We start from the raw sequence: 21,941 nt of genomic DNA, 5'->3' as shown, positions 1-21,941 counted from the left end.
CGGTTTTCGTTGCGAGTTGTGTCGCTTATTCAATAATCAACTTGTTGAATATGCAAGCAATTCGGGTTTATAGAGGTTAGTAGCATTGAGCGATATGGCAAAAAATTTAATCTTATGGTTAGTCATCGCCGTTGTTTTAATGTCGGTTTTTCAGAGCTTTTCACCGAGTGAATCGTCTCGTTCACAAACCGACTACACAACGTTTTTGAGAGAAGCAGAACAGGGAAATATTCGTGAAGTTCGCATTAATAATGATGGCGAAATTCGCGGTACAAAGCGTTCAGGCGAAACTTTCCAAACTTTCGTACCTTACTTCGATGACAAGTTAGTATCTGACTTGGTTAAAAACGACGTAAGAGTTTACGGTGAACCACCAGAAGAGCAGTCTCTTTTGACGTCTATCTTTATTTCATGGTTCCCCATGTTGTTGCTTATTGGTGTGTGGATATTCTTCATGCGTCAAATGCAAGGTGGCGGTGGCCGTGGCGCTATGTCGTTCGGTAAGAGTAAAGCGCGCTTGCTTGGTGAAGACCAAATTAAGACGACATTTGCTGACGTGGCTGGTTGTGATGAAGCAAAAGAAGATGTCTCTGAGCTGGTTGATTTCCTACGCGACCCATCTAAGTTCCAAAAGCTTGGCGGTAAAATTCCGAAAGGCGTTTTGATGGTAGGTCCTCCTGGTACAGGTAAGACGTTACTTGCTAAAGCAATTGCTGGTGAAGCAAAAGTACCATTTTTCACTATCTCAGGTTCTGACTTCGTTGAAATGTTCGTGGGTGTTGGTGCATCTCGTGTGCGCGATATGTTTGAACAAGCTAAAAAAGCAGCGCCATGCATTATCTTCATTGATGAGATTGATGCCGTAGGTCGACAACGTGGCGCAGGCTTAGGCGGTGGTCACGATGAGCGTGAGCAGACGTTAAACCAAATGCTAGTTGAAATGGATGGTTTTGAAGGTCACGAGGGTATTATCGTCATTGCGGCAACTAACCGTCCTGACGTACTTGACCCTGCGTTGCTTCGTCCTGGTCGTTTTGACCGTCAAGTGGTTGTAGGTTTACCAGACATCCGCGGTCGTGAGCAGATTCTTAAAGTACATGTGCGTAAAGTACCGGTGGCCGACAATGTTGACCCGTCGGTAATTGCCCGCGGTACGCCAGGCTTTTCAGGTGCCGACTTGGCAAACCTAGTAAACGAAGCTGCATTGTTCGCTGCACGCGGTAACAAGCGCCTTGTTTCTATGGAAGAGTTTGAGAAAGCGAAAGACAAAATCATGATGGGCTCTGAACGTAAGTCTATGGTGATGTCTGAGCCTGAAAAAGAGATGACAGCGTACCACGAAGCGGGTCACGCCATCGTTGGTCGCTTAGTGCCAGAGCACGACCCGGTTTATAAGGTGTCAATCATTCCGCGCGGTCGCGCGCTGGGTGTGACTATGTACTTGCCTGAGCAAGACCGTGTAAGTCATTCTAAACAGCACTTAGAAAGCATGATTTCTAGCCTGTTCGGTGGTCGTATTGCTGAAGCCATCATTTACGGCGACGACAAAGTAACCACAGGTGCGTCGAACGATATCGAGCGCGCAACTGAAATTGCACGTAAGATGGTTACCCAGTGGGGCTTGTCGAGCAAAATGGGCCCAATGCTATACGCTGAAGACGAAGGCGAAGTGTTCCTAGGCAAGTCTATGTCTAAGGCTACTAATATGTCTGACGACACGGCGCGTGCGATTGATGCGGAAATTAAGTCATTAATCGACCGTAACTACGAACGTGCTCAGAAGATCCTTGAAGACAACATTGATATCTTACATTCAATGAAAGACGCACTTATGAAGTACGAAACCATTGATGCTAAGCAAATTGATGACCTAATGAATCGAACTGATGTTCGTCCTCCTGCGGATTGGGATGACAGTAAACCATCGGGTGGCGACAAGCCAAGTGGCGGAGCGCCGGTTCGCGAAGGTGAAATCAAGAATGACGGTGTTGATAAGCCTTCAGTGGGAAAGCCGGGTGACATTCCTAGCTAAGCGCAAACGTTAATATAAAAAAACGCCAGTTCTACTGGCGTTTTTTATTAGAGCGTACTGATTTTCATCGGCCACATATTTCACACTCACGTATTATAATTCGCAGGTGCCAACTCTGCGATGTGCCGCTTAAAATCAGTTCGCTTTTCAATTCCATTTTATAAAAACGATAACGCAGGTAAATCATGCAGTTTGGAAATCATTTTACTGGTTTATCACAGCCACAGGTGATGGGTATTTTAAACGTCACGCCTGACTCTTTTTCTGACGGCGGTAAGCACGCTGATGTAAAACAAGCCTTGGATCACGCGCTTCGCATGATTGATGAAGGGGCTAGGTTTATCGACATTGGCGGCGAGTCTACACGTCCCGGTGCGCCCGAGGTTTCGCTGCAAGAAGAGCTAGACAGAACCATTCCGGTAATAGAGGCGGTCGCAAAAAATGCACAGTGCGTAATCTCTATCGACACCAGTAAAGCTGAGGTTATGCGCGAGGCGGTAAAAGCAGGCGCAGGACTCATCAACGACGTTCGTGCGTTACAAGAGCCCGGCGCATTAATCGCGGCAAGCGAAACGGGTGTTCCTGTATGTTTAATGCACATGCAAGGACAGCCTCGCACTATGCAAAATCATCCAACTTATCAAGACGTGGTAGAAGACGTCACTCAGTTTTTGCTTGAACGGGCAGAGGTGTGTGAGAAAGCGGGTATCGCTAAAGAGCATATTTTGTTTGACCCTGGATATGGGTTTGGTAAATCGTTAGAGCACAATTATGCATTGGTTAAGCATTTACCTAAGTTGATGGACCTCGGTTATCCAGTGCTTGTTGGTATGTCTAGAAAGTCAATGATTGGTAATTTGCTTAATAGAAAAGTGGATGAGCGCTTGGCGGGAAGCATAAGCCTCGCTACAATTGTTGCCCAAATGGGCGCACAGATTATTCGGGTACACGACGTAAAAGAAACTGCAGATGCAGTTAATATCGTGAACATGCTGAATAAAATCGAATAAGGAATAATAATGACGCAGCGCAAATATTTCGGTACCGACGGCATTCGCGGCAAGGTTGGTGAAAGTAATATCAACCCAGAGTTTGTAACAAAGCTTGGATGGGCGGCCGGTAAGGTATTAGCTGGACGTGGTACGAATAAGGTTCTTATAGGCAAAGACACCCGCATTTCAGGCTATATGCTTGAATCTTCATTAGAAGCAGGGCTGTCTGCCGCAGGTATTAATATTGGCCTTTTAGGGCCAATGCCAACGCCAGCCATTGCGTACTTAACAAAAACATTTCGCTCTGAAGCGGGCATTGTTATCAGCGCATCGCATAACCCTTTTTATGATAATGGTATTAAGTTTTTCTCTGCCCAAGGGTTTAAACTTGATGATGATATCGAACTTGCCATTGAAGCTATGCTTGAGCAACCGATGACCTGTGTGGCGTCTGATAAGCTAGGTAAGGCTACGCGAATTAATGATGCTGCTGGTCGTTATATTGAATTTTGTAAAGGCACATTTCCCTCTGAACTTTCACTGACAGGTTTAAAAATCGTCGTTGACTGCGCACATGGGGCTACCTATCACATTGCACCTAATGTATTACGAGAGCTGGGCGCTACGGTTATTGAACTTGGCACAACACCCGATGGTTTAAACATCAACGACGGTGTTGGTGCAACGTCGATGAAAGCGATTGTTGAAAAGGTAAAAGAGAGCGGTGCTGACCTAGGTTTTGCTTTAGACGGTGATGGTGATCGCATTATGATGGTAGACCACCTTGGTAACGTTTTAGACGGAGACCAAATTGTCTACATTATTGCACGAGACGCACTTAAAAATGGTAAAATGCAAGGCGGCGTTGTGGGTACGCTTATGAGCAACCTAGGCCTTGAAAACGCGCTATCTAAATTAGGCGTGCCTTTTGCCAGAAGTAATGTTGGCGACCGTTACGTTATGGAACTTTTACAGCAAAAAGGTTGGTCTATTGGGGGCGAAAATTCAGGCCATGTCCTTAATCTGAATATGAGTTCTACGGGTGACGGTATCGTGGCTGGATTGCAAGTTTTAGCAGCAATGCTTCGCTCGCATATGGACTTGCACGATTTAGCGAGCGGTTTCGACATGTACCCTCAAACGCTAGTCAATGTGCGTTACACAAATCAAGACCTAGACTACCTCGCTCATGCTGATGTACAAAATGCTAAACAAGAAGCCGAATTAGCACTGGGTAAAACGGGTAGGGTATTACTACGTAAAAGTGGTACTGAACCCCTCATTCGTGTGATGGTGGAATCAAATGATGAAGCCCAATCTCACAAATGGGCAGAGCATATTGCTGAAACTGTTCGTAATCTCGCCAATTAGTTGGCGTAGCTGGAAATTTTGCTTTTTGTGCTTGTATATTCTTAATTAAATAGTTAATATCACGCCCGCTTTAAAGACAGGGCTAAGGTCTGCGTTGTGAGTGAAAATCTAAGAAAGCCATTCGTGGCTGGTAATTGGAAAATGAACGGAAATTTGGCACTTGTTGCTGAATTTAATCAAAAGTTAGCGGATGTAAACGCGAGTGCGGAAGTAGTGGTTTGCGCTCCTTCTTTATTCTTACACGCATTTGATAAAGATTCGTTTTCAGTGGGTACTCAAAACGTTAGTCATTTAGATAACGGTGCTCATACCGGTGAGCTCTCGGTTGATATGCTCAAAGAAGCGGGTTGTAAATACGCTATAGTAGGGCACTCTGAACGACGAGAAGACCAAGGCGAGTCGAGCGAGGTTGTCGCATTAAAAGCTAAAAAATGCGTGGCTGCAGGTGTTACCCCCATTATTTGTGTGGGTGAATCTCTTGAAATAAGAGAAGCTGACAACGTAGAGTCGTTTGTCGGTGAACAGCTTGACGCTCTTATTAATGCAATGTCTGTGGGTGAGCTAAGCAAAACAGTTATAGCTTACGAGCCAATTTGGGCAATAGGCACGGGTAAGACTGCCAGCCCAGAACAAGCGCAAGAAGTACACGAATTTATACGCGGTTACTTTTCTAAAGTAGATTCGCAACTGGCCCAAGGCCTTCGTATTGTATACGGTGGTAGTGTGAAGCCAGATAATGCTAAAACCCTATTTGCACAAAATGATGTAGATGGTGGGTTAATTGGCGGAGCCAGCTTAAAAGCTGAAGATTTTATTTCAATTTGCCAAGCGGCAAACTGACGAGGTATTTATGATTTACGAAGTGCTATTAGTAGCATACCTAATTGTGGCGCTTTTGCTTATTGGATTTGTTTTAATCCAGCAAGGTAAGGGTGCAGATATGGGCGCTTCATTTGGCTCAGGCGGTTCAAACACAGTGTTTGGCTCATCGGGTTCTGGAAACTTCATGACGCGCACAACGGCAATTTTAGCGGGTCTTTTCTTTTTTATCAGCCTATCACTAGGCGCTATGACGGCTAACCGTGAAAGTGCTGAGGACGAGTGGGACAATCTAGAAATACCAGCGGCTGTTGAGCAGCAAGTAGAACGACCTGCAGACCAAGACGTACCTGTTATCGAAGGCGCAGCACAGAGCGACGTTCCTGTTGTTGATGGTGCAGCGCAAGGTGACGTACCAGCGGTTGAAGGTGACGCGACAGACGTGCCGGTGTCTGACGATACTGAAAGTTAAAACTAAAGTAAATTTGCGGAAGTGGTGGAATTGGTAGACACGCCATCTTGAGGGGGTGGTGAGCATAGCTCGTGCGGGTTCAAGTCCCGCTTTCCGCACCAACTTTGAAGAAAGGCCAGCATGCATGCTGGCCTTTTTTTCTTTAAATGTCCCGTCCTGATGTAGCCGCCGATGTAGTTTGGCGAATAGCGCGGAGTAGTTTGGCGACACTAGCCGACATTTATAGCCTTATTTATCCCCTTGTCTCTACCCCACGTAATGCGCTTAATACCTCTACTGCTTGCCCACTCTCTTACCGCTATTTTCATTTCCTTGGTGACACTCCCGTGTCCAATGTAAATGACTATGTTGTCTTCACCTTGTGAGTGAGCGTAGAACTTAAATGTGCCTCCGGGAAAGGTGAGCCGCAGAATCCATCCGGTGACAAATTCTTCGACTTTTACCTGACCATACATTTCTACTGTATAAGGCATCTTTAAACCCCTTTTAAACAGCTCTTGCGGTTGTTGAGTAGTATTTTACTTTAGGTGCGCCTGATAGCCCTGGTGCAGTCATAACAACACCTCTCTCATCATCGCCAACAAAAACAGAGACAGTCGGTTCGAACTCTTTTGTTGATGACTTGATTGGCATATCTCCCATTCTTACGTGCAATTTACTTCTTTCTCTAGTGATTGAATCCGTATCACTAGATATGATTTTAACGCCAGTGGTTTCGAGCATAGAGATTTCTACTCTCCTTACATCATTTGCCTCGAAATCGAACCATCCGTCCTCGAGAACAAGGCCAGTAGGATCGCTAGGCTTAAGTCTGAATGTTTCTCTATTTGCTCGCCCTGGAAATGCCGTAATCATTCCATCTGATTCAAACATGAATGAAATTTTGTCGATAATGTTGAGTACATCATTTTGTACTACTGCAGCAACGTCAATGTTAACCAGGGAAGGGGAGCTAGCAGCACCTTCATCGTCAACAGTAACCAGCTGAAACGTTAAGCGCTGCGACGTTGTTTTGCTAGGAGACGTTGCCGTAGGCCGTGCAGGGTCTGACAAATCGAGTGTTACTGTATCGCCGGCAGTCTGCGTCCAGCGCCATTCTACTATTGTGCCGTCGGTATCTTGCGAACCGGTACCGTCGAGCGTAAATTGCGTAGCTGCCGCTACTGACTGGTCTGGGCCTGCGTTTGCGGTTGGGGGTTGGTTTGGTATTTCAATGCTATAAGAACGACTAGCTGTGTTGCTGTTACTACCGTCCGTTGCTGTCAAAGAAAACTCATACATGCCACCAGTATCAGGCTCGAAGTCAAAGTTTTTAGTGCTTATGTCGCTTATAGTTGCTGTCGAGCTTGCTGGTTTGCTGTCTAATGACCATGTGTAATCAATATCTCCCGCAACCCCGAAGTGAATGCCCTCAATAATTACTGTTATATCTTCCGAGCCTACTAAATTTTCTATCTCAATAAAAGGAACATAATCCCCGGCTGGCATCGAGGGCGCTGCCACATACGACTGTTCTATTTGTGAGTTTATTAGCGCTGCTTGCTGTGCAACCGGCATCCACCTGATACCGTAGTTGGATGGCGCTAATGAACTCTCGTAGTTACTAGCCCTTGAACCAATAACGTTAGAAGAATAAGAAGCTTTGCTTGCCAAATTCCCTGACAAGTATCGCTCTAGCGTCATTTGCTTATGCCAATTGCTGTCGGTTGTATCTTCGTAACCGGTAACAATTAAGTCATCAAAATCAAGTGCTGAACCTGTTATGTAATCTTTTACAAAACCTACTCTCGGTAGCCACTCATACGCCTCTTTTAAGCGCATGTTAACCCAAGAGACATCAACCATTTTCAGCGTTGTTTGAATGTCTTTTAAGTAAAGCCCTTCTTTTTTCCCTGCTGGAATTGTTATTTCTAAGCCGTTAGAAGTGAATGCTAGAGAACCCTCACCCGTCATTGTAGATACACCATTTGGTAGCGTTCCTGCACCAACAAAGTTAATGTCGTCTGACTTAGGAAAGTAAGGGTCTAGCATAGGCAGCGACCCATCTACCACTTCATATTCAGTGATACCTACGGCTGCTGCACCGTTATCATCAACGGCGCGGTAGAGCATATACTTCTTGCCTTCAAACTCTAGGGAATCCCCTATTTCGGCGTAGTTTTGGTTATATGATACTCTCGGTATGGCTAACTCTACTTCGCTTAGTGGCCTTACGCCATCAGCATCAAGCAGGACTTGGACGGTTAGGTTAGGCACAAGCCCTGCGCCACCACCACCTTCAGTGCGAATAGTACTGAGCGCCAAAACTGAACCATCGTCTTGAATAATAAAGTCGCTTGGGTTCATCCTGTAAAGAAGCGATTGGTCTGGCAAAGTTGAGTCGTTATCGAATATCCTGCCCTTAGCCTGATTCCATACTTTTATTAATGCCCAGTCTGCCGTTAAGTCATCCGTACCCCATAAGCAGAAACCGCCACCGCTTGTACTATAACCTAAGTAATCAAAGTCGTAAGCGGTCAACGGGTTTACATCCCACTTAAAGTAACCTGTATGGCCGCCGCCTGCCCACTCATCCCAATTAAAAGTGACCTTTACGCCTAAGCCTGTAAAGTTAATGCCATCAGTTGATGTGTTCATCGATGTATTTTGATTACTTCCAACACCAGCGTAAGGCCTACCGCCGTTATTGTGGGTAGTCATATATACAGTCCCTTCAATCACTCTTGCGCACGGTGTTTCTGTTTGCGCTGCTGGTGAAACAGTATCAATATATATTGGGTTGCCGCTAGGCTTAGTGGGTAGGTAATCGAAATCACCGTTAGCTAACGCAACATCGTAATCCACCCAATTTGAAGGGTTCGTAGGATCACCATTGCCAACAAAAGCCCATATACCGCCATCTCCCGTATCATGGTCAGTCGAGAAATAGATAATCCACGCATACGGGGCTTGCCAGTTTGTTATATCTTTTGTTTCTACTAGCGTCGGGTAATAAACGCCGCGATTTGAACCTTGGCTAGAAGGTTTGTTTATTATTATTCCTCGGTCCGTAAATTCATATTTAAGCATCGTATTCGCCCTCTGCAATTAGTGTGATTTTTCTACCTAAAGTGAACTCGCCTACATTCTTTATAGATGTAGATATAGTCCTGACGGGAGGGTTTTCTTTCGCCCTTACATTAACCTCGCTGGTGACACCATCAACGTCTAACTGTATTTTATAAAGGCCGAAAACATCGGGGATAAAAGATGCGCTTTGGCTCGCGGCATTTGATATTACTGCGCTAGAACCTGTGGGTCTTTGCGTAAATGACCAAGAAAAAACACTACCGACTGAAGCGCTACCATCAAGCGTTGCAGGTGAACCGATATAAGAAACACTATCGTTACCGCTGTCCGACACCGAGCCACTAGGCGTAGTTGCTGTAAGCGTTTGGGTTACGGGGTCCGAATCCTCTGTCCCATCATTCACAACGAGCGTTAACGTGTATGAGCCATCTATATCCGCTGTGAAGTAAGGTGCGCTTGTTGTTGCGTCTGATAACGTCGCACTTGAACCCGCTGGGGCTGATAGCGTGGTTAAATAACTTAGCGTGTCGTTATCGTCATCGTAAGAAGTGCTTGCATCTGCTGTGAAAGTAGCGCCAGTGTTTATTGCTGTATCTGCGCCTAGTGATGCTACTGGTTTAGTGTTAGTGCCGCCGCCTGTACCATCATCGTAAGCTATTGATTCACCTCCGTTGGGCAATTGCGCGTCTCTCGTACCACTTAGTGACGGTAAAGTGGTGACACTACCCGATGAGCCAACCAAATTTGCATCCCATGTTTCGGTGAAGCTATCACTTATCACCTCTACTTCGTACACATCAACGTTGTAGTAATAGGAACTGCCGCCAACTTCTCTTGTTAGTGCAAAAAGTGTGTCAACGCTATCAAAATACAGTATCGATGTTGTTGTGTAGTCAACACCATTGATCGATATTGTGGTTTCGCCGCTATTAGCAGCGTGGGAAATTATGACTTCGTTTTCATCTACGTAAGTAAAGCCGTTGGCGTGTATTTGATCTTGCCCTCCATAGGTAACGTAAAGAACTGTGGTATCAGTTCTCATAACCATAAACGGCCTGTAGAAATTTGAATTGCTCTCGAACCTTGAAAATAGAGCAGTATTCACGCTAGAATCGCAATCAAATCTAAGCCTAACAGACCAATTTTCTGTTGTAGGTAGAGTGGGGATATACGCTTTAATTGATTGATTAAGCGTCTTATCTAATCTAAGCTTTCGTTTTGTAGCCATTCTCTATCTCTCTATACTGTAATTGAAATTGTGTTAGACCACGCGCCAACAAGCGCACCGTTAAGGCATCGGCATCTGATCTGGTATGTGCCTGAAGTAAAATTAAGTGAACGTTTGAAACAACCAACTACACCAGGCAACCCAGTGTTGGGAACGTCTAAATCTGACCAACTTGAACCACCATTACTAGATACTTCAAACTCCATATCAGTCATAGCAACACGGCAATGGTCATTAATCGTTGGGTAAGTTTTTAAAACGCCGATACTGCCAGCGTTAAGACGCACAGCGCCTACGTCTGAGAAGTGATCATCCGGCCTTACTAGTGATTTCATTTGGTCGATAGTTACGCATCTAACGCCATCAACGTAGCTATTCCATATATGAATAAGGGTGTAAGACTGAGAGGGTGCAAACGATTCTTTAGTACCCCATTCCGTGATGAAGTCACAATTTGCAACAAGGCCGGTACCGTTTCGGTTCAACCTGAATTGGCGATAGCCACCGATGAACGTTGAATGATTTACTTCTGTCCTTTTTTTACTATCAATAACACCATCAGAACTACCTTTGCCGCGCATACCTAATACCCAACCGCGAGCATCAAATGTTTCAGCGTTGGTTAACCCGTTAAATACAATAACGTCAGAGTTGCCGAACTGACTGCTGTATACCCCTCGTGACGACTCCAACAACAAATCGCAATCGATGTAACATGCTTGGATATTCTCAAAGTATGGGCCTCCATTCATTTCAGGAGATATAGCGTTTTGCCACTTTTCATATTCACCCCTGTAACCACCTGTCACTTTAAGCTTGAAAACTTCTAAGTTATCACCACCGCGTAAGTTAATTGTGGATTTTCTACCCACACTGTAAGCATCCTCGAAAAGATACGTGCCGCCGTTTCGGTCGTAGTAACCGTTTCTAGCACTTTCGGCTAACTCACCTGTTTTTGTCACTCTAGGTGTAACCGTATCGGTAATGCGTTCGATAGGCGTCAAGTACCATTCAAGTTCAACATCACTGCCGCTTACCGTAGCTTCCAGTTCGGGTATTGAGGGGTTTTCTGTTCGTACCAATTTACGGACATAAACATTCAGTAACGCACCGGTGTAGCCTTGCCCCGCTATTGTAATGGCTGCTGCATTAGCTGGTGCTCTAATTAGCCAAACTTCGGTACCTTCTACGTTGTGACTGTACTGGCCTTGTGCGTTACCTATTGACGGTATTACCCCGCCGGAAGTGCGACCTTCAAGCTTCAACGATATTTGATAAATCTCACCTTCTTCAAAAGCATAATTTGCGCTTAGCGAGGTGCTTGTGTTATTCGCTGTGTAACGTTCACCATCTTTTGCCCAACCCGAACCGCTAAACGCATCAGGCTGCACAACCTTTGCGCCTACTTCCGGTGAGGCTTGTACTGTAAATTGGTGCACGTAAATATTCTCCGCTGTTGAGTAGCGGAAATAATCTACTGCGGTTTCGCCTGGGTCTAAATGCAAATAAGCTTCAGCGGGGTCAAACCTCACTGAACCCGCAGTCGTTGAGGCCACTTTTGCGCCACTTGGCAAAACCACCACGCTGTCAAACGGCTCAGTATTACCTTGTATTGAAACTGCATCACGTAAAGCGGGTATGTGCTCAAATGGCTGAAAGTGAATGGCGTTGTTATATGTGGGAATAGTTTCAAGTGTGGTGGATGCTTTCTCACCGCGCCAACTGTCACCAAAACCTAAGTTTATCGTTTCATTATAAAGAACCCCGTTAATGGTAACGTTGTTTAGAATGATGGTTGAGTTGCCAATGCCAGTAACAAACGGCAAGGGTGGGTTTATCTGGTAATCCCCGCCGTTCACAGTAACCGTTGAACCTTCTTCCATGACAACTACACCTAACCCACCAGTTTCATCCAAGTTACAGCCGCAGTTATTAAGCTCCCCGTCTTTTTCAAAATAGTAAGCATAACTATCACCTTCTATCTGGCGTAAGAACGTGATCATACAATCACGCGCTGTTGCGTACTCAGCAAAGTAGATACCCGCGCCACACTTATCAGATACCAGTCCTTTAACGTCAGCTTCGCAATAGAATTTAAACGCATTGCCGCTAAATCCATTAATGGTGTTGTATCTAACTGTTGCGAGTGAGCCGAAACCAAACGTTAACCCGTGGTAAATAACGCCATCTTCATCGTATTGGTGGTATTCGTTATTGATAGTCAGCGCAATAACTTCTACTTCGCTGTGCCAATTCTCCACGGATAGGCCGCAATCGCCTTCACCAGTGGCGTTAATATCTTGAAGTGACACGTTGCTGGAAGATAGCGGCACATCAAGCAGTTTTGCTACAACATCGATAAAGGTTATATTTCTCAATACCCAGCCAATCATGCGGTAGCCTTCCGTTTTAATAAGCGGTGTATTAATCAACACCGCGTCTTGAACGTTTATCCCTTCCACTTGCCCTGAAAGGGTTATCGCAGGGTCTGAGTCTTTCATTTTCAGGCCGAAGAAGCGGAAATGATTAGCACTAATATCAAATAGAGAATTGGCGTTACCGACTATAAAAGGGGCGTGATTCTCGATATTTGTATCAATATCCGCTGTACCCTTTTGAATCCCGAAGTAAATGGAGTACGGTGCAGCTTCACTCCCGCTAATATCCAAATACCAAGGGTCACGTATGGGATGCCAGTCACGAATTACATTTTTATCTGAAGCGATATAGAATTTATCCCCCGGCTCTATTCTGTAAGTCGGTACATCATCCTCCTCACTTTCACCATAAATTCTATGAAATACCCCGTTAAAATCTTGGGCTGGGTTACAATCGGCCCACTCTTCACCCTCAGTCCAGCCTGCATCCGTGAGCAAGTTAATATCAAAAAGTCTATTCATAATGGGCTACTCGCAAACGTAATGACTCAATGCGAACGCTGCCGGTGAGCGGGGCAAAGCTGGCTTGTCTTTTAAAATAAAAGCGGTCTTGCTCAACAATGAAGCGGTAAGTTCCTTCAAAATACGTGGTGTAATCTGCGTTATTTCCTACTGTTAGCGCCATAGGGTTTGGTATATCTGTAACCACAACTATTTCGAATTCGTATTCATCCCAAGAATCACCGAAAAGCCGTAAGGCATCACTACCGCCATCCGCGCCAGCCACCGAAAACAGACGGTAATCTGTGGTATCCTGCGCCCAACTCCCCCCCATTGAATAAGGCGTTTCTGGCATAACATCGGCGCTATACCAGTAACCATCTTGACGTAATGAGAACTCCCTAAACCGGTTGTTTGCCACGCTGCCATCGCTATTGCCGTGGTAAACCCCAACTGATTGAAAGTGACTTTTTGCAGTCGATAGGGTTTCAAATCCGTTGGTTGTTTCTATGTAGTCAATAATGCCTACAAACCCACTAGCAAACTGCCCCAAATCCGTCACCGTGCTTGTTACTGTGTGCCATTCAAAATTAGTGAGCGTGGGGTTATCAGGAAGGCCGGTACCACCTTCACCCATCGGGTATACGCGCAGGGTGAGTGAGCCTGTGTAGTTATTATCAAAGTAAAGGCGAGTGCCTTCGGGTTTCACTAAAAATTCGCGGGTAGCTACAACGTTTGGAATTTTCAACCATTCTTCTGTTAGCGCTATGTAAGCAGCTTGACGCACATCATCAAATAACATTTCTCTGCGGTTGTTTGGCGAGTGTGCAGGAATATCAACTGTTTTCTTTAACCTGGGGTAGTCGATTAATCGGTGAGAAAGTGAGGGCTCAATTTTAACCGGTGGGCTTAATGCCTGAGTGCGCTTGCTATCCGTTTCAATCGAGTCGGGCAATTGCTCCGTAGAGACTTTACCGGTAACTTTATCGAAGCTCGGGTAACCCAACACATGCTCGGGTTTATCGGTTATTTCTTCAAAGCTCGCCCATCGCTTCACGAACTCCGGTAGCGTTGATGCGACTATATTGCCCCACTCTACCTCTGTTAACGGTTCTTCCTGCCCTTCTATCGTTGCTACAAATGCTTCATAGGCTGCACGGTTGTTCTCTAGGGCCTGTAATAGCCAATCGCCTAGGCCAATAGGAATGAGCGAAGCTGGCACATTCACTTGGTCTGCGTGTGGCCACGGCGCTGCTAGCGTTAGCGTGCGGTTTATTGTGTCACCTGCAGTCACGGTCACTGGCAAAAAGCCATTTAGAAAAAGTCGACTACCTGGTGCTATCGCAAAATTTGAATCATTGCTATTTATCTGCAGTGTGTCACTGCCGGCTGTGATTGTTACGTCACTGAAGTCTCGCGCATAATTGCTCACTACTGAGGCTCCTCGGTGATCACTAGCGATAGTGATTGATGTGTAATGAAGTTCGGGTGTAAATACCGTTGCTGGTTAGATACAACAAGGCGATAGCTAAAGGTTCCCGTGCTTGCATGAGTATCAGTAAAGGTGCTCCCGTAGTTTGTGGTTTCTTTGACTACGCATTGAGTGCTCACTTCTGGCTCGTTGAGCTCGGTGTAGGTCATTTCACCTACAACCTGTAGCGTCTGTAGGGTTGTCCAGCTTCCCCCGCCCAGTGAACGTTCTAGTTTTACGGTGGCTGATGGTGTTACCTGATCGCTAGTAGGGCACTCGTCATCTGAATTCCACAAACCGCCCCATATAAAGCTGATATTGACAACTTTGGGATTGCCATTCGTTGTGAATGGTCCGACCGTCACACTTGGGTCAAGGGTGAGTAATGTTGAAGTACCGGAGTTTTTTAGTATTCCTGATGAAATGGTGCCACCGAAATAATCGCTGATTGCGTCTGCCCAGCGCATGGTCGCATTCGCTTTTGTTAAATTATTCCAGTCTGGTTCGCCGTTAGCGTCTAGAATGGGTGGCCCTTTCCATTCATGCAGGTTATCGGGGCCAAACCCAGCGTAATCTCTGACGTACATTACATTTGAAACTATGTTGATTTCCCTGGCTGTTCTCAGCGTGCCTTTGAACTCTGTATCAGCGCCTATTTCCAACTTGCCCGTTATCGTATTGAGCGAGAAGAAAACCACGCCGGCTTTGCTGGCGAACTTCAAGCGGTCCATATAAAGGTGTATGTCACTGTCGCCATTACCGCCCTGTATACTTAGCCCGGTGAAATTTTCGTTTTCATCTACAACGCCAAGGTAATAAGTGCCGCCCAATTCGCCCAGTTGAGTCTCAAGTGCTTGCATGAAGTTGATGACTGAGAGTTCGTCACCATCTTTGTTCACGACCTTTACTTCGTCAAAAGCACGAACAAGGGGCGCACCCACTATCCAATCGCCGTTTTCATCTTCATAACCGATATTCACCTGCTTGAACTCGGTAAATTGTGCCGCTACGGTTTTGGTACCTACTTTTTGTTTAAGGCCGATTATCTCTGTGCTGTTTATCTGGTTGGCGCTTACCGCCTCGGTAACGTTGTATATAAGTTGCTGGTAGTCGTCGCCTTGTTCGCTGGTTTGCGTGCTCCAATACTCCACATCATTAGTGATAGCATCGATATGATCACCCAGCGCTGCAGGTAAGCCAGGCCATTGAATTCGAGATATGATTTCTGGGTCTACTCTGTCGAACGTGGTACCTATCAAATCGGCAACACTGAAGCTTAGCCAATTCGGGTCTACTTGGTCGCCATCAACAAGCCGATACCAAACATAGATAATGCCGTCGTGTGGGGTGTTTGTAATAGTGACGGTGTCGCCTTTACCCATATAAATGGCGCTATCGAAATGTTCCTGCTCATCGCCATCATAGGAGTACTTCCATTCATATGTTGCGTTGTTATGGGGAAGAGTAGGGCCGTTAATCACAATGCGACCAGGCAACACATTTACTACCACACCTTGCGTGGGCGTCGACGGTACTCCAATAGTAATGTCTCTTCCGATGCCTGGACTGGTTCTAAATCGGTTTCGTGCAGATACTGCTACGGTATAATCTCCAACAGGCAAGTGCGCTAAGCTCTGAGCTCTGTTTGCAGGCGTAAATGTTAGTTGAGTCTCAGGTGTTTGGCTGTCTTTGTTGCTGACTGAAACAACATAGCTGATCACGTTAGCCGGTGATGGATGGTCCCACGTTAAAACACCTTGTCGCCAGCTGTCATTTGGGGTGGTTGTCCACTGTAAATTTTCAGGAGCCTGGACAACGGTAGCATCTGGCAAAGATGTGTTTGGCGTTAAGTCGCCTTCAGCAGCTTCAAAGCTGTCAGGGTAAATCTGCGGGCCATCTTCTATTAGCTGCAGTTTGGTCTGATGTTTTTCAGTATCAAAGTCTCTGTCTTCAACGGTAAATTCTTTACTCACGCCTGTTTCGACATCAACAAACTTTATACATGTACCAGGAATGATATCTAGCCTAACACCCGGGACAATGTGTGTAGCCATAAAACCCGCGCGGCTACGCTCCATTGCCAGTTTGCCTATTCGCTGCGCTTGATGGTCGCGGGTTATTAGCGTGAAGCGCAGGTTTGACTCTAAGTAAGCACCGTCGTTTTCGCGGTACTCGGCGCTCTTTACCACAGGGGCATTGGTCATTTGCCACTTGTGATTTGGGCTAACAAACTCGGTTTTGACCGTGTTAATTTTTTCTTTGTAAGGGCGATGAGGACGGTACTCTGGAAACGTCATTGAGTCGTTATCTACGTCAATGACTATTGTTGCTGGGCCAGCATACATAGCGGGCTTAAAGTAGACGACACCACCTACACGATAGTGTTTGCCTCCCATGCACGCCATAATTTGGTTAAGCATGTCTTGCTGACGCATGCCGTTATTTAAAACGCCATTTACCTCAAAGCGCGTTCCTGTTTGCTCATTGCCCTCTGCGTCTCTATAGATAGCCTGTTCATCGCAGTAGTTGGCGGTAACAGCAATAAAGTCCATAGGAAGGCGTCGACGAGGAACGGGCTTTGCGCCGTAACGGCGTAAGCAGTCGTAACTACATAGCGCTGGGTTGCTTGACCACTCCCATGTTGATTCATCATCGAAACGCTGCTCACCATCACCACCTTGCGTCGTGTCTTTTCTGGGGTCGTAAACCTTGTGGCCACGAACAACGAATTTAATTTCGTTTAGCCCGCTCGGGAACGCTTCATCATCAACTTTAATTTTTAACGTCACATAGGTTTGGTTTACGCCTATATGTTCCGATGTCCACCCACTGATATATTGGTTAGCAAGTGGGCACACTGTGGTTTGGTCGCCTAAATAGATTCGGCTGGAAACTAAACCTGAAAGCTCACTCTTGGTTTTCCCCTCTATTTCATAAATATCTACGCTCTCACACGGATGGCCAATAAGGTGAAGCACCATTATGTGGTAGTCATCACCACCGATAGTGGGCTTGGCATAGCCGACGATTTTGCCGCCTACTAGCGCCTCGCCATACACTATTTTTCTTACATCGTTAGCGTTGGTATTTAACGACTGGTCAGTGGCAGGGTCAGATGCATAGTCGCCCATATCGGGTGTAAGGGCATCACCCAGAAAATGCGTTACTGCAGCTCCGCCAACGCCAATTGCCACTGCACTTAGTGCAGCTGAAAGACCAACACCTAAAACCGTAACCGAAGCGCCTACCGCTGCGGCTCCCAACCCTAATGCAACACCGACAGCTACTGGTGGCATGGCACACTCCAACAACCTAATGCGCGATTCAATGGCATAGTGGCAAGGCCATTTAGTGTCGCCACCCAAATTTTTCCGCTAGCAACAACCCCTAAGGCATCACCCGTGACGGTTTCAACAAGCACCAAGTCACCGCGACCTGCGTTTAAACGGGGTTTAAGCGGACCAAATATGGCATTTAACGTACTTTTAATATCGCCATGGCCATATTTAATTAATGCCTTGGCTGCCCCTTTTTCAGTGGTGTATTTTCCTCTAAACGGTTCGGCAAAATCTTTTCCTGTCATCGCGTGAACAGCATTTGCAGCGAACAAGCAGCAATCAAACGTGCCCCACTTAAACGGGGTGTCTAAATTCTCTTGCAGGTAAGTGACAAGCTTTTCTGGCCAATTCTTATTTCTCATCGTTGGTGGGCTCCGCTTCTACCGCGCGTTGAACGTCTACCGCCACCGCCGTAATTTGTCTTAACTGGAAGGCTGGAAAGAGGGGAGCCTGCGATCACTTCTACAAGGTCAAAAAATCGGTCTCCCGGGTGAAGTTCTTGTTGCGCTGCATCGGTGGTTTTTACCACTTCGACAGGTTGAGCCCATCGCTCGAACCAGTCATTGATAGTGATTTTGATAACCGCAGGTTTGTTCGCTGCGCGTTTACCTGTGATAACTTTCAGGTCAACCATTTCTGCATCGATAAAATAGTCAGCGCCTTCTGTTATTTGGCGGTTCTCATCGAACGCCACTAGATGGATGAAACACTCGCGACCGTTGGGGTCTTCGTTCATGACTTCACTAAGCAACGATGGGTCACGCACAACAAGTGAAAGCGTAGTTCTGTTACCACTTTGGCTCGCGTTCTCTCTAACTCTGCCAATGCTGCCAAGCTCACCAATGCCTAGATAGGTCTGCCCGTTATAAACGCGGGAGCCCACACCTGTGTGAACTCTTACCCAGCCAGACTTAAAGTTTAATTCTGCAAAGGCGAGCAAGCGCGACGGGCTGGCTTGCGCCGCTTCTAACATAGTGGGTGAAATAGCGCTCTCAATCATGTAAATGCCTCTTCAAAATCAAGCGTAATATTGCGGTACAAACGGCGGTTGCCAGACAGCTGCTGTATTTGTTCTGGTTTAATCCATCGCGCGATGGTTTTAAGCGAAGAAACATCGCTTTGGATAACACTGTTGTCTGCGGCGGGCTCGCGTAATTCGTTTGTAAAGTAAAGCGTGGTACGACCAAACTCATCGGCATAGCAGTCTTGCCTAATCTCAAGCAGCTGCTCGCCAATCACACAGCGGTCCATTGCACTTGCAACCAAAAGGTTTGGTACAAACCCATCGGCGTTTAACATCATGCCGTACTGGCCTGCACCATTTACTCTAGGAACGCCTGCCCACAATCCGCTTTGTTGGTTAAAGGTTGTGTCGTACAAACGCGTTTTATTAACAGGGCCGCGCAAGTGAGCTAAGTGCGCCTTCAGCACCTTACATTCTTCAAATGTCAGCACTGAAAACTTGTATGAAACAATCCATCGTTCGCCTGGGTTCTCGACAATATGCTCAAATCCATTAAATGAACTTCTGTTCATCTTGGTATTGAACTGAGGAACGAACAGGCAACGGCTAACGGGAAGTTCAGGGAAATCAAAAATCTCATTCATGCGGCCATCGTCCCACTTAAGCTTTGCGATAATTCTCCACCATTAGAAAAGTCTTCTCGCAGCTGGGCTTGCCACTGCAGCTGCGCCATTTCCACGCTCTCGCGTATTTTTTCTTCCATGCCTGGTACCGCATTTGTTGCGTCTATGTTGTTGGTGATATAGAACACTCGTGAACCGCCACTCCTTCCGCCCGGTGCTCGTGAATCATTTGAGGCGACCATGCTTTCAAAACTACGACGTTGTTGAGGGTTGAGTACCATCTCGTCGTTTCTAAGCCACCAGGTTCCCTCTCTGACATTCTTATCTAAGCCGCCGTGCGCTTGGCCTTGCATTGTGACGCCTTTAATATTCGCAATTAGGCTTGCTCCAGTTGCTGCGGCGTTGGCCATTGCGGGAAGGTTGGCGGGAAATGGCAACGCCATGGCATTACTGATAGCGGTAGATAAATTCATGACGCCTTGCGCAATAGCAAAACCTTTACTAATGGCAAAAAGAACTTTATAGGCTTTTGATTGCTCACCCGCGAAAGACCCTGCGAGACTTGCGAGGCCGTCAAATATTTGTGCTGAGCTACTTAGTATTAAATTAGATTTTTGAGCTTCTAGCGCCTGTACTTGGCTAAGATGCTTTTTACGAGCCGCGAAAATTAAGTCTAACCCTTGCTGCTCGGTGATTTTCTTTTGTTCCATCGCTTCAGCAATGATCGCCATTTCATTCTGCGCGTTGATGCGAAGTGCTTCTTCACGAGTGGCGAACTTAAGCCTAAGCTTCTCATACTCACTGTTTTGCTCTTCAGGCGTTGATGTTCTTTCTTCAGGAACGAAAGGTTCTGGTGCGTTGAAGCTGTTATCGTTGGCCGCTGGCCTTTGAAGCCTGAACTCTGCGAGAGACCTAGCAGCTGCCAGCTGCTCATTCATTGCGTTAATTGCGCCATCTCGCTCTGCAAAAACATCCTGTAGAACTTGGTCTCTCGCTTGGTTTGAAGCAGCAATTCGAGCCTTTGCAGTCTCTTTTGCTTTTTCAGTTACCCTGTCATAGGTCCCATCAATGCGGGACAGCTCACCATCTAAATTAAATGAATCTCCATCAAAGGGGTTGAGTACATCCACTAGCTCGCTCGCATATGCGCCAGCCTTTTTTATAAGTCGTTGTAACTCTAATAAAACCGTGTCTCTAAATAGGCCAGTGTAAGTTTTGGCTACTCTTTCCAGATTGGCTAACTCGACAGTTAGTATCTGAACCATTCCTTTAATGTTCTGAGGGAAATACTTAAATGCATCAGCAAGCAACCCAAGCGTTTCTTCAGTGATCGCTTTTGCTGCTAAAACTTGTAGTGGGAATTGATTAACTGCACCTATAGCCAAGTCAATCGAATCAAAAACAGAATCTGCCCAGCCCGACCATGCTCCAGCGTAAGCTGACAAATAGGCGACCATCTCTCCGCTGGCTACGATAGAAGTTAAACTCCCAAGTGCTTCACCAATGCCAGAAATAGTATTTGTTAGTCCGCCAAAATCGTTTGATGCTTTGTTTACTTCTGATACCAGTGTCTTAAAGTTGTTTGAAACAACAGTCATTGCTTGACTGGCGGTAGGTGCCATCTTTCCAAACTCAGCATTAATGGCGTCAGACTGGTTAATCAACGCAGCAATGAGTTTCTGGCTAGTTAGCTCGCCATTAGCAGCCATCTCCCTTAAATCGCCAGTTGTAACACCTAACTGCGTGGAGAGCGCCTCCATAAGTCGTGGAGCTTGCTCAGCAACACTATTAAACTCATCACCTCTGAAAGCGCCTGAAGCCAGTGCTTGAGCTAATTGCCGAGTAGATCCCTCAGCCTCTTGAGTTGATGCTCCACTTATAACAAAAGACTGGTTCACCGCTCGTGTGACTGCTAGCAATTGATTTTGGCTTACGTTTAAGTCTTTTGTGGCTCTCGTCATTTTTGCAAAGAGCTCAGTGGTTGCAGCAATATCTGAAAATGTTCTGTTGGATAGTTGCAGCAGCTCCTTTTGAACTGCAACTCTTTCTTTTTCCGATTTAGTTATCAACCTCACTTGGTTATCAAGACGTTTCATTTCATCCGAGAAGCGGATGACATCCCCAATTCCCATTGCAGCGATTAATCCTGCGATACCACCTGTTAAAAGGTTAACAGGTGAAAACATTGTCCTAATATTCGCAGTAAGTTGACCTTTTGCAGCAGAGAGACCTGCAACCTGCGCGCTTGTTCGCTGGGCTTGATTGCCAGACTGGCGAGTCGTGTTAGTGAATTTTTCTTGAGCTGTGCGAGCACGTTGTGTCTCACTTACTAAGCCACTTGCGTCACCCCTTAGCCGAATACCAGTTACTATTTCACTCATTACTTACTCATCGTGCAAATTTTTGTGATTTCATCTGCGAATGTTCGACCCATTATTCGAAGTCCTTTGTATTGTTGACTCGTAAATTCGCGACCCGACATAAACGCATCATCGCGGACGGCTTTAACATCAAGGCCAAGGCAAACATTTTGATTCCACAAATACAGGTCTTCTGTCTCAATGAACCATTCGACGATAGGCCAGTTTTCCTCTAGAACTTCATAACGCTCGTCCGAGCGCATTACTTTGTTCAACTCTCCTAAATGGCTCGATAATCCGAGCTCCTGCATTTGCTCAGTTAG

At 46.1% G+C, this 21,941-nt stretch carries 16 protein-coding genes and 1 tRNA gene; 6 read left to right on the top strand and 11 right to left on the bottom strand.

All coding sequences use genetic code 11. The features are described 5' to 3' along the window. The first annotated feature begins 85 nt into the window (after positions 1–85). The 6 genes from ftsH (at position 86) to ACTRWF_RS00390 (ending at position 5,787) form a co-directional block, all read left to right on the top strand. Entirely contained in the window at positions 86–2,032 is a 1,947-nt protein-coding gene (ftsH, locus tag ACTRWF_RS00415) for an ATP-dependent zinc metalloprotease FtsH (protein ID WP_141152024.1), read from the top strand. Between the two features lie 185 nt (positions 2,033–2,217). After that, complete coding sequence (folP, locus tag ACTRWF_RS00410; protein ID WP_278385493.1) at positions 2,218–3,042, top strand: dihydropteroate synthase; 825 nt, start codon at positions 2,218–2,220, stop codon at positions 3,040–3,042. A 9-nt stretch (positions 3,043–3,051) separates the two neighbouring features. Next, on the top strand, positions 3,052–4,395 hold the full coding sequence (gene glmM / locus ACTRWF_RS00405) for a phosphoglucosamine mutase (protein ID WP_462834921.1): 1,344 nt from the start codon (positions 3,052–3,054) through the stop codon (positions 4,393–4,395). Between the two features lie 96 nt (positions 4,396–4,491). Further along, positions 4,492–5,235, top strand: a complete 744-nt coding sequence (tpiA, locus tag ACTRWF_RS00400) for a triose-phosphate isomerase (protein WP_462834920.1) — start codon at positions 4,492–4,494, stop codon at positions 5,233–5,235. 10 nt (positions 5,236–5,245) lie between these two features. After that, the gene (gene secG, locus ACTRWF_RS00395; protein ID WP_462834919.1) at positions 5,246–5,686 is read left to right on the top strand and encodes a preprotein translocase subunit SecG; all 441 of its coding nucleotides are present in this window, start codon (positions 5,246–5,248) and stop codon (positions 5,684–5,686) included. A 15-nt stretch (positions 5,687–5,701) separates the two neighbouring features. Continuing rightward, positions 5,702–5,787 (top strand) — tRNA-Leu (locus ACTRWF_RS00390). Between the two features lie 108 nt (positions 5,788–5,895). On the opposite strand, the gene ACTRWF_RS00385 is transcribed toward ACTRWF_RS00390, so the two are convergent. The 11 genes from ACTRWF_RS00385 to ACTRWF_RS00335 form a co-directional block, all read right to left on the bottom strand. Further along, on the bottom strand, positions 5,896–6,159 hold the full coding sequence (locus ACTRWF_RS00385) for a hypothetical protein (protein WP_462834918.1): 264 nt from the start codon (positions 6,157–6,159) through the stop codon (positions 5,896–5,898). Positions 6,160–6,172: 13 nt separating this feature from the next. Continuing rightward, entirely contained in the window at positions 6,173–8,755 is a 2,583-nt protein-coding gene (locus ACTRWF_RS00380; RefSeq protein WP_462834917.1) for a PKD domain-containing protein, read from the bottom strand. After that, on the bottom strand, positions 8,748–9,797 hold the full coding sequence (locus ACTRWF_RS00375; protein ID WP_462834916.1) for a hypothetical protein: 1,050 nt from the start codon (positions 9,795–9,797) through the stop codon (positions 8,748–8,750). The genes ACTRWF_RS00380 and ACTRWF_RS00375 overlap by 8 nt, the downstream gene beginning before the upstream one ends. Before the next feature lie 197 nt (positions 9,798–9,994). Next, positions 9,995–12,883 (bottom strand): hypothetical protein, encoded by a 2,889-nt coding sequence (locus ACTRWF_RS00370; protein ID WP_462834915.1) that lies wholly within the window; start codon positions 12,881–12,883, stop codon positions 9,995–9,997. Next, on the bottom strand, positions 12,876–14,294 hold the full coding sequence (locus tag ACTRWF_RS00365) for a hypothetical protein (protein WP_462834914.1): 1,419 nt from the start codon (positions 14,292–14,294) through the stop codon (positions 12,876–12,878). Before ACTRWF_RS00365 ends, ACTRWF_RS00370 begins: the two co-directional genes overlap by 8 nt. After that, complete coding sequence (locus ACTRWF_RS00360) at positions 14,294–17,629, bottom strand: phage tail protein (protein WP_462834913.1); 3,336 nt, start codon at positions 17,627–17,629, stop codon at positions 14,294–14,296. Before ACTRWF_RS00360 ends, ACTRWF_RS00365 begins: the two co-directional genes overlap by 1 nt. Further along, on the bottom strand, positions 17,617–18,033 hold the full coding sequence (locus tag ACTRWF_RS00355) for a DUF6950 family protein (protein WP_462834912.1): 417 nt from the start codon (positions 18,031–18,033) through the stop codon (positions 17,617–17,619). The genes ACTRWF_RS00360 and ACTRWF_RS00355 overlap by 13 nt, the downstream gene beginning before the upstream one ends. Then, positions 18,030–18,671 (bottom strand): hypothetical protein, encoded by a 642-nt coding sequence (locus ACTRWF_RS00350; RefSeq protein ID WP_171337144.1) that lies wholly within the window; start codon positions 18,669–18,671, stop codon positions 18,030–18,032. Before ACTRWF_RS00350 ends, ACTRWF_RS00355 begins: the two co-directional genes overlap by 4 nt. Then, a complete protein-coding gene (locus tag ACTRWF_RS00345) occupies positions 18,668–19,279 on the bottom strand; it encodes a hypothetical protein (protein ID WP_462834911.1) in 612 nt (203 codons plus the stop codon). Before ACTRWF_RS00345 ends, ACTRWF_RS00350 begins: the two co-directional genes overlap by 4 nt. Continuing rightward, positions 19,276–21,639 (bottom strand): tape measure protein, encoded by a 2,364-nt coding sequence (locus ACTRWF_RS00340; protein ID WP_462834910.1) that lies wholly within the window; start codon positions 21,637–21,639, stop codon positions 19,276–19,278. The genes ACTRWF_RS00345 and ACTRWF_RS00340 overlap by 4 nt, the downstream gene beginning before the upstream one ends. Next, positions 21,639–21,881 (bottom strand): hypothetical protein, encoded by a 243-nt coding sequence (locus tag ACTRWF_RS00335; RefSeq protein ID WP_272967462.1) that lies wholly within the window; start codon positions 21,879–21,881, stop codon positions 21,639–21,641. The genes ACTRWF_RS00340 and ACTRWF_RS00335 overlap by 1 nt, the downstream gene beginning before the upstream one ends. Positions 21,882–21,941: the final 60 nt, after the last annotated feature.

It is taken from the genome of Alteromonas sp. G5_S2_22_S1 (assembly GCF_054968525.1).
The sequence above is the reverse complement of the archived record's forward strand: the minus strand, read 5'-3'. Positions and strand labels throughout refer to the sequence as shown.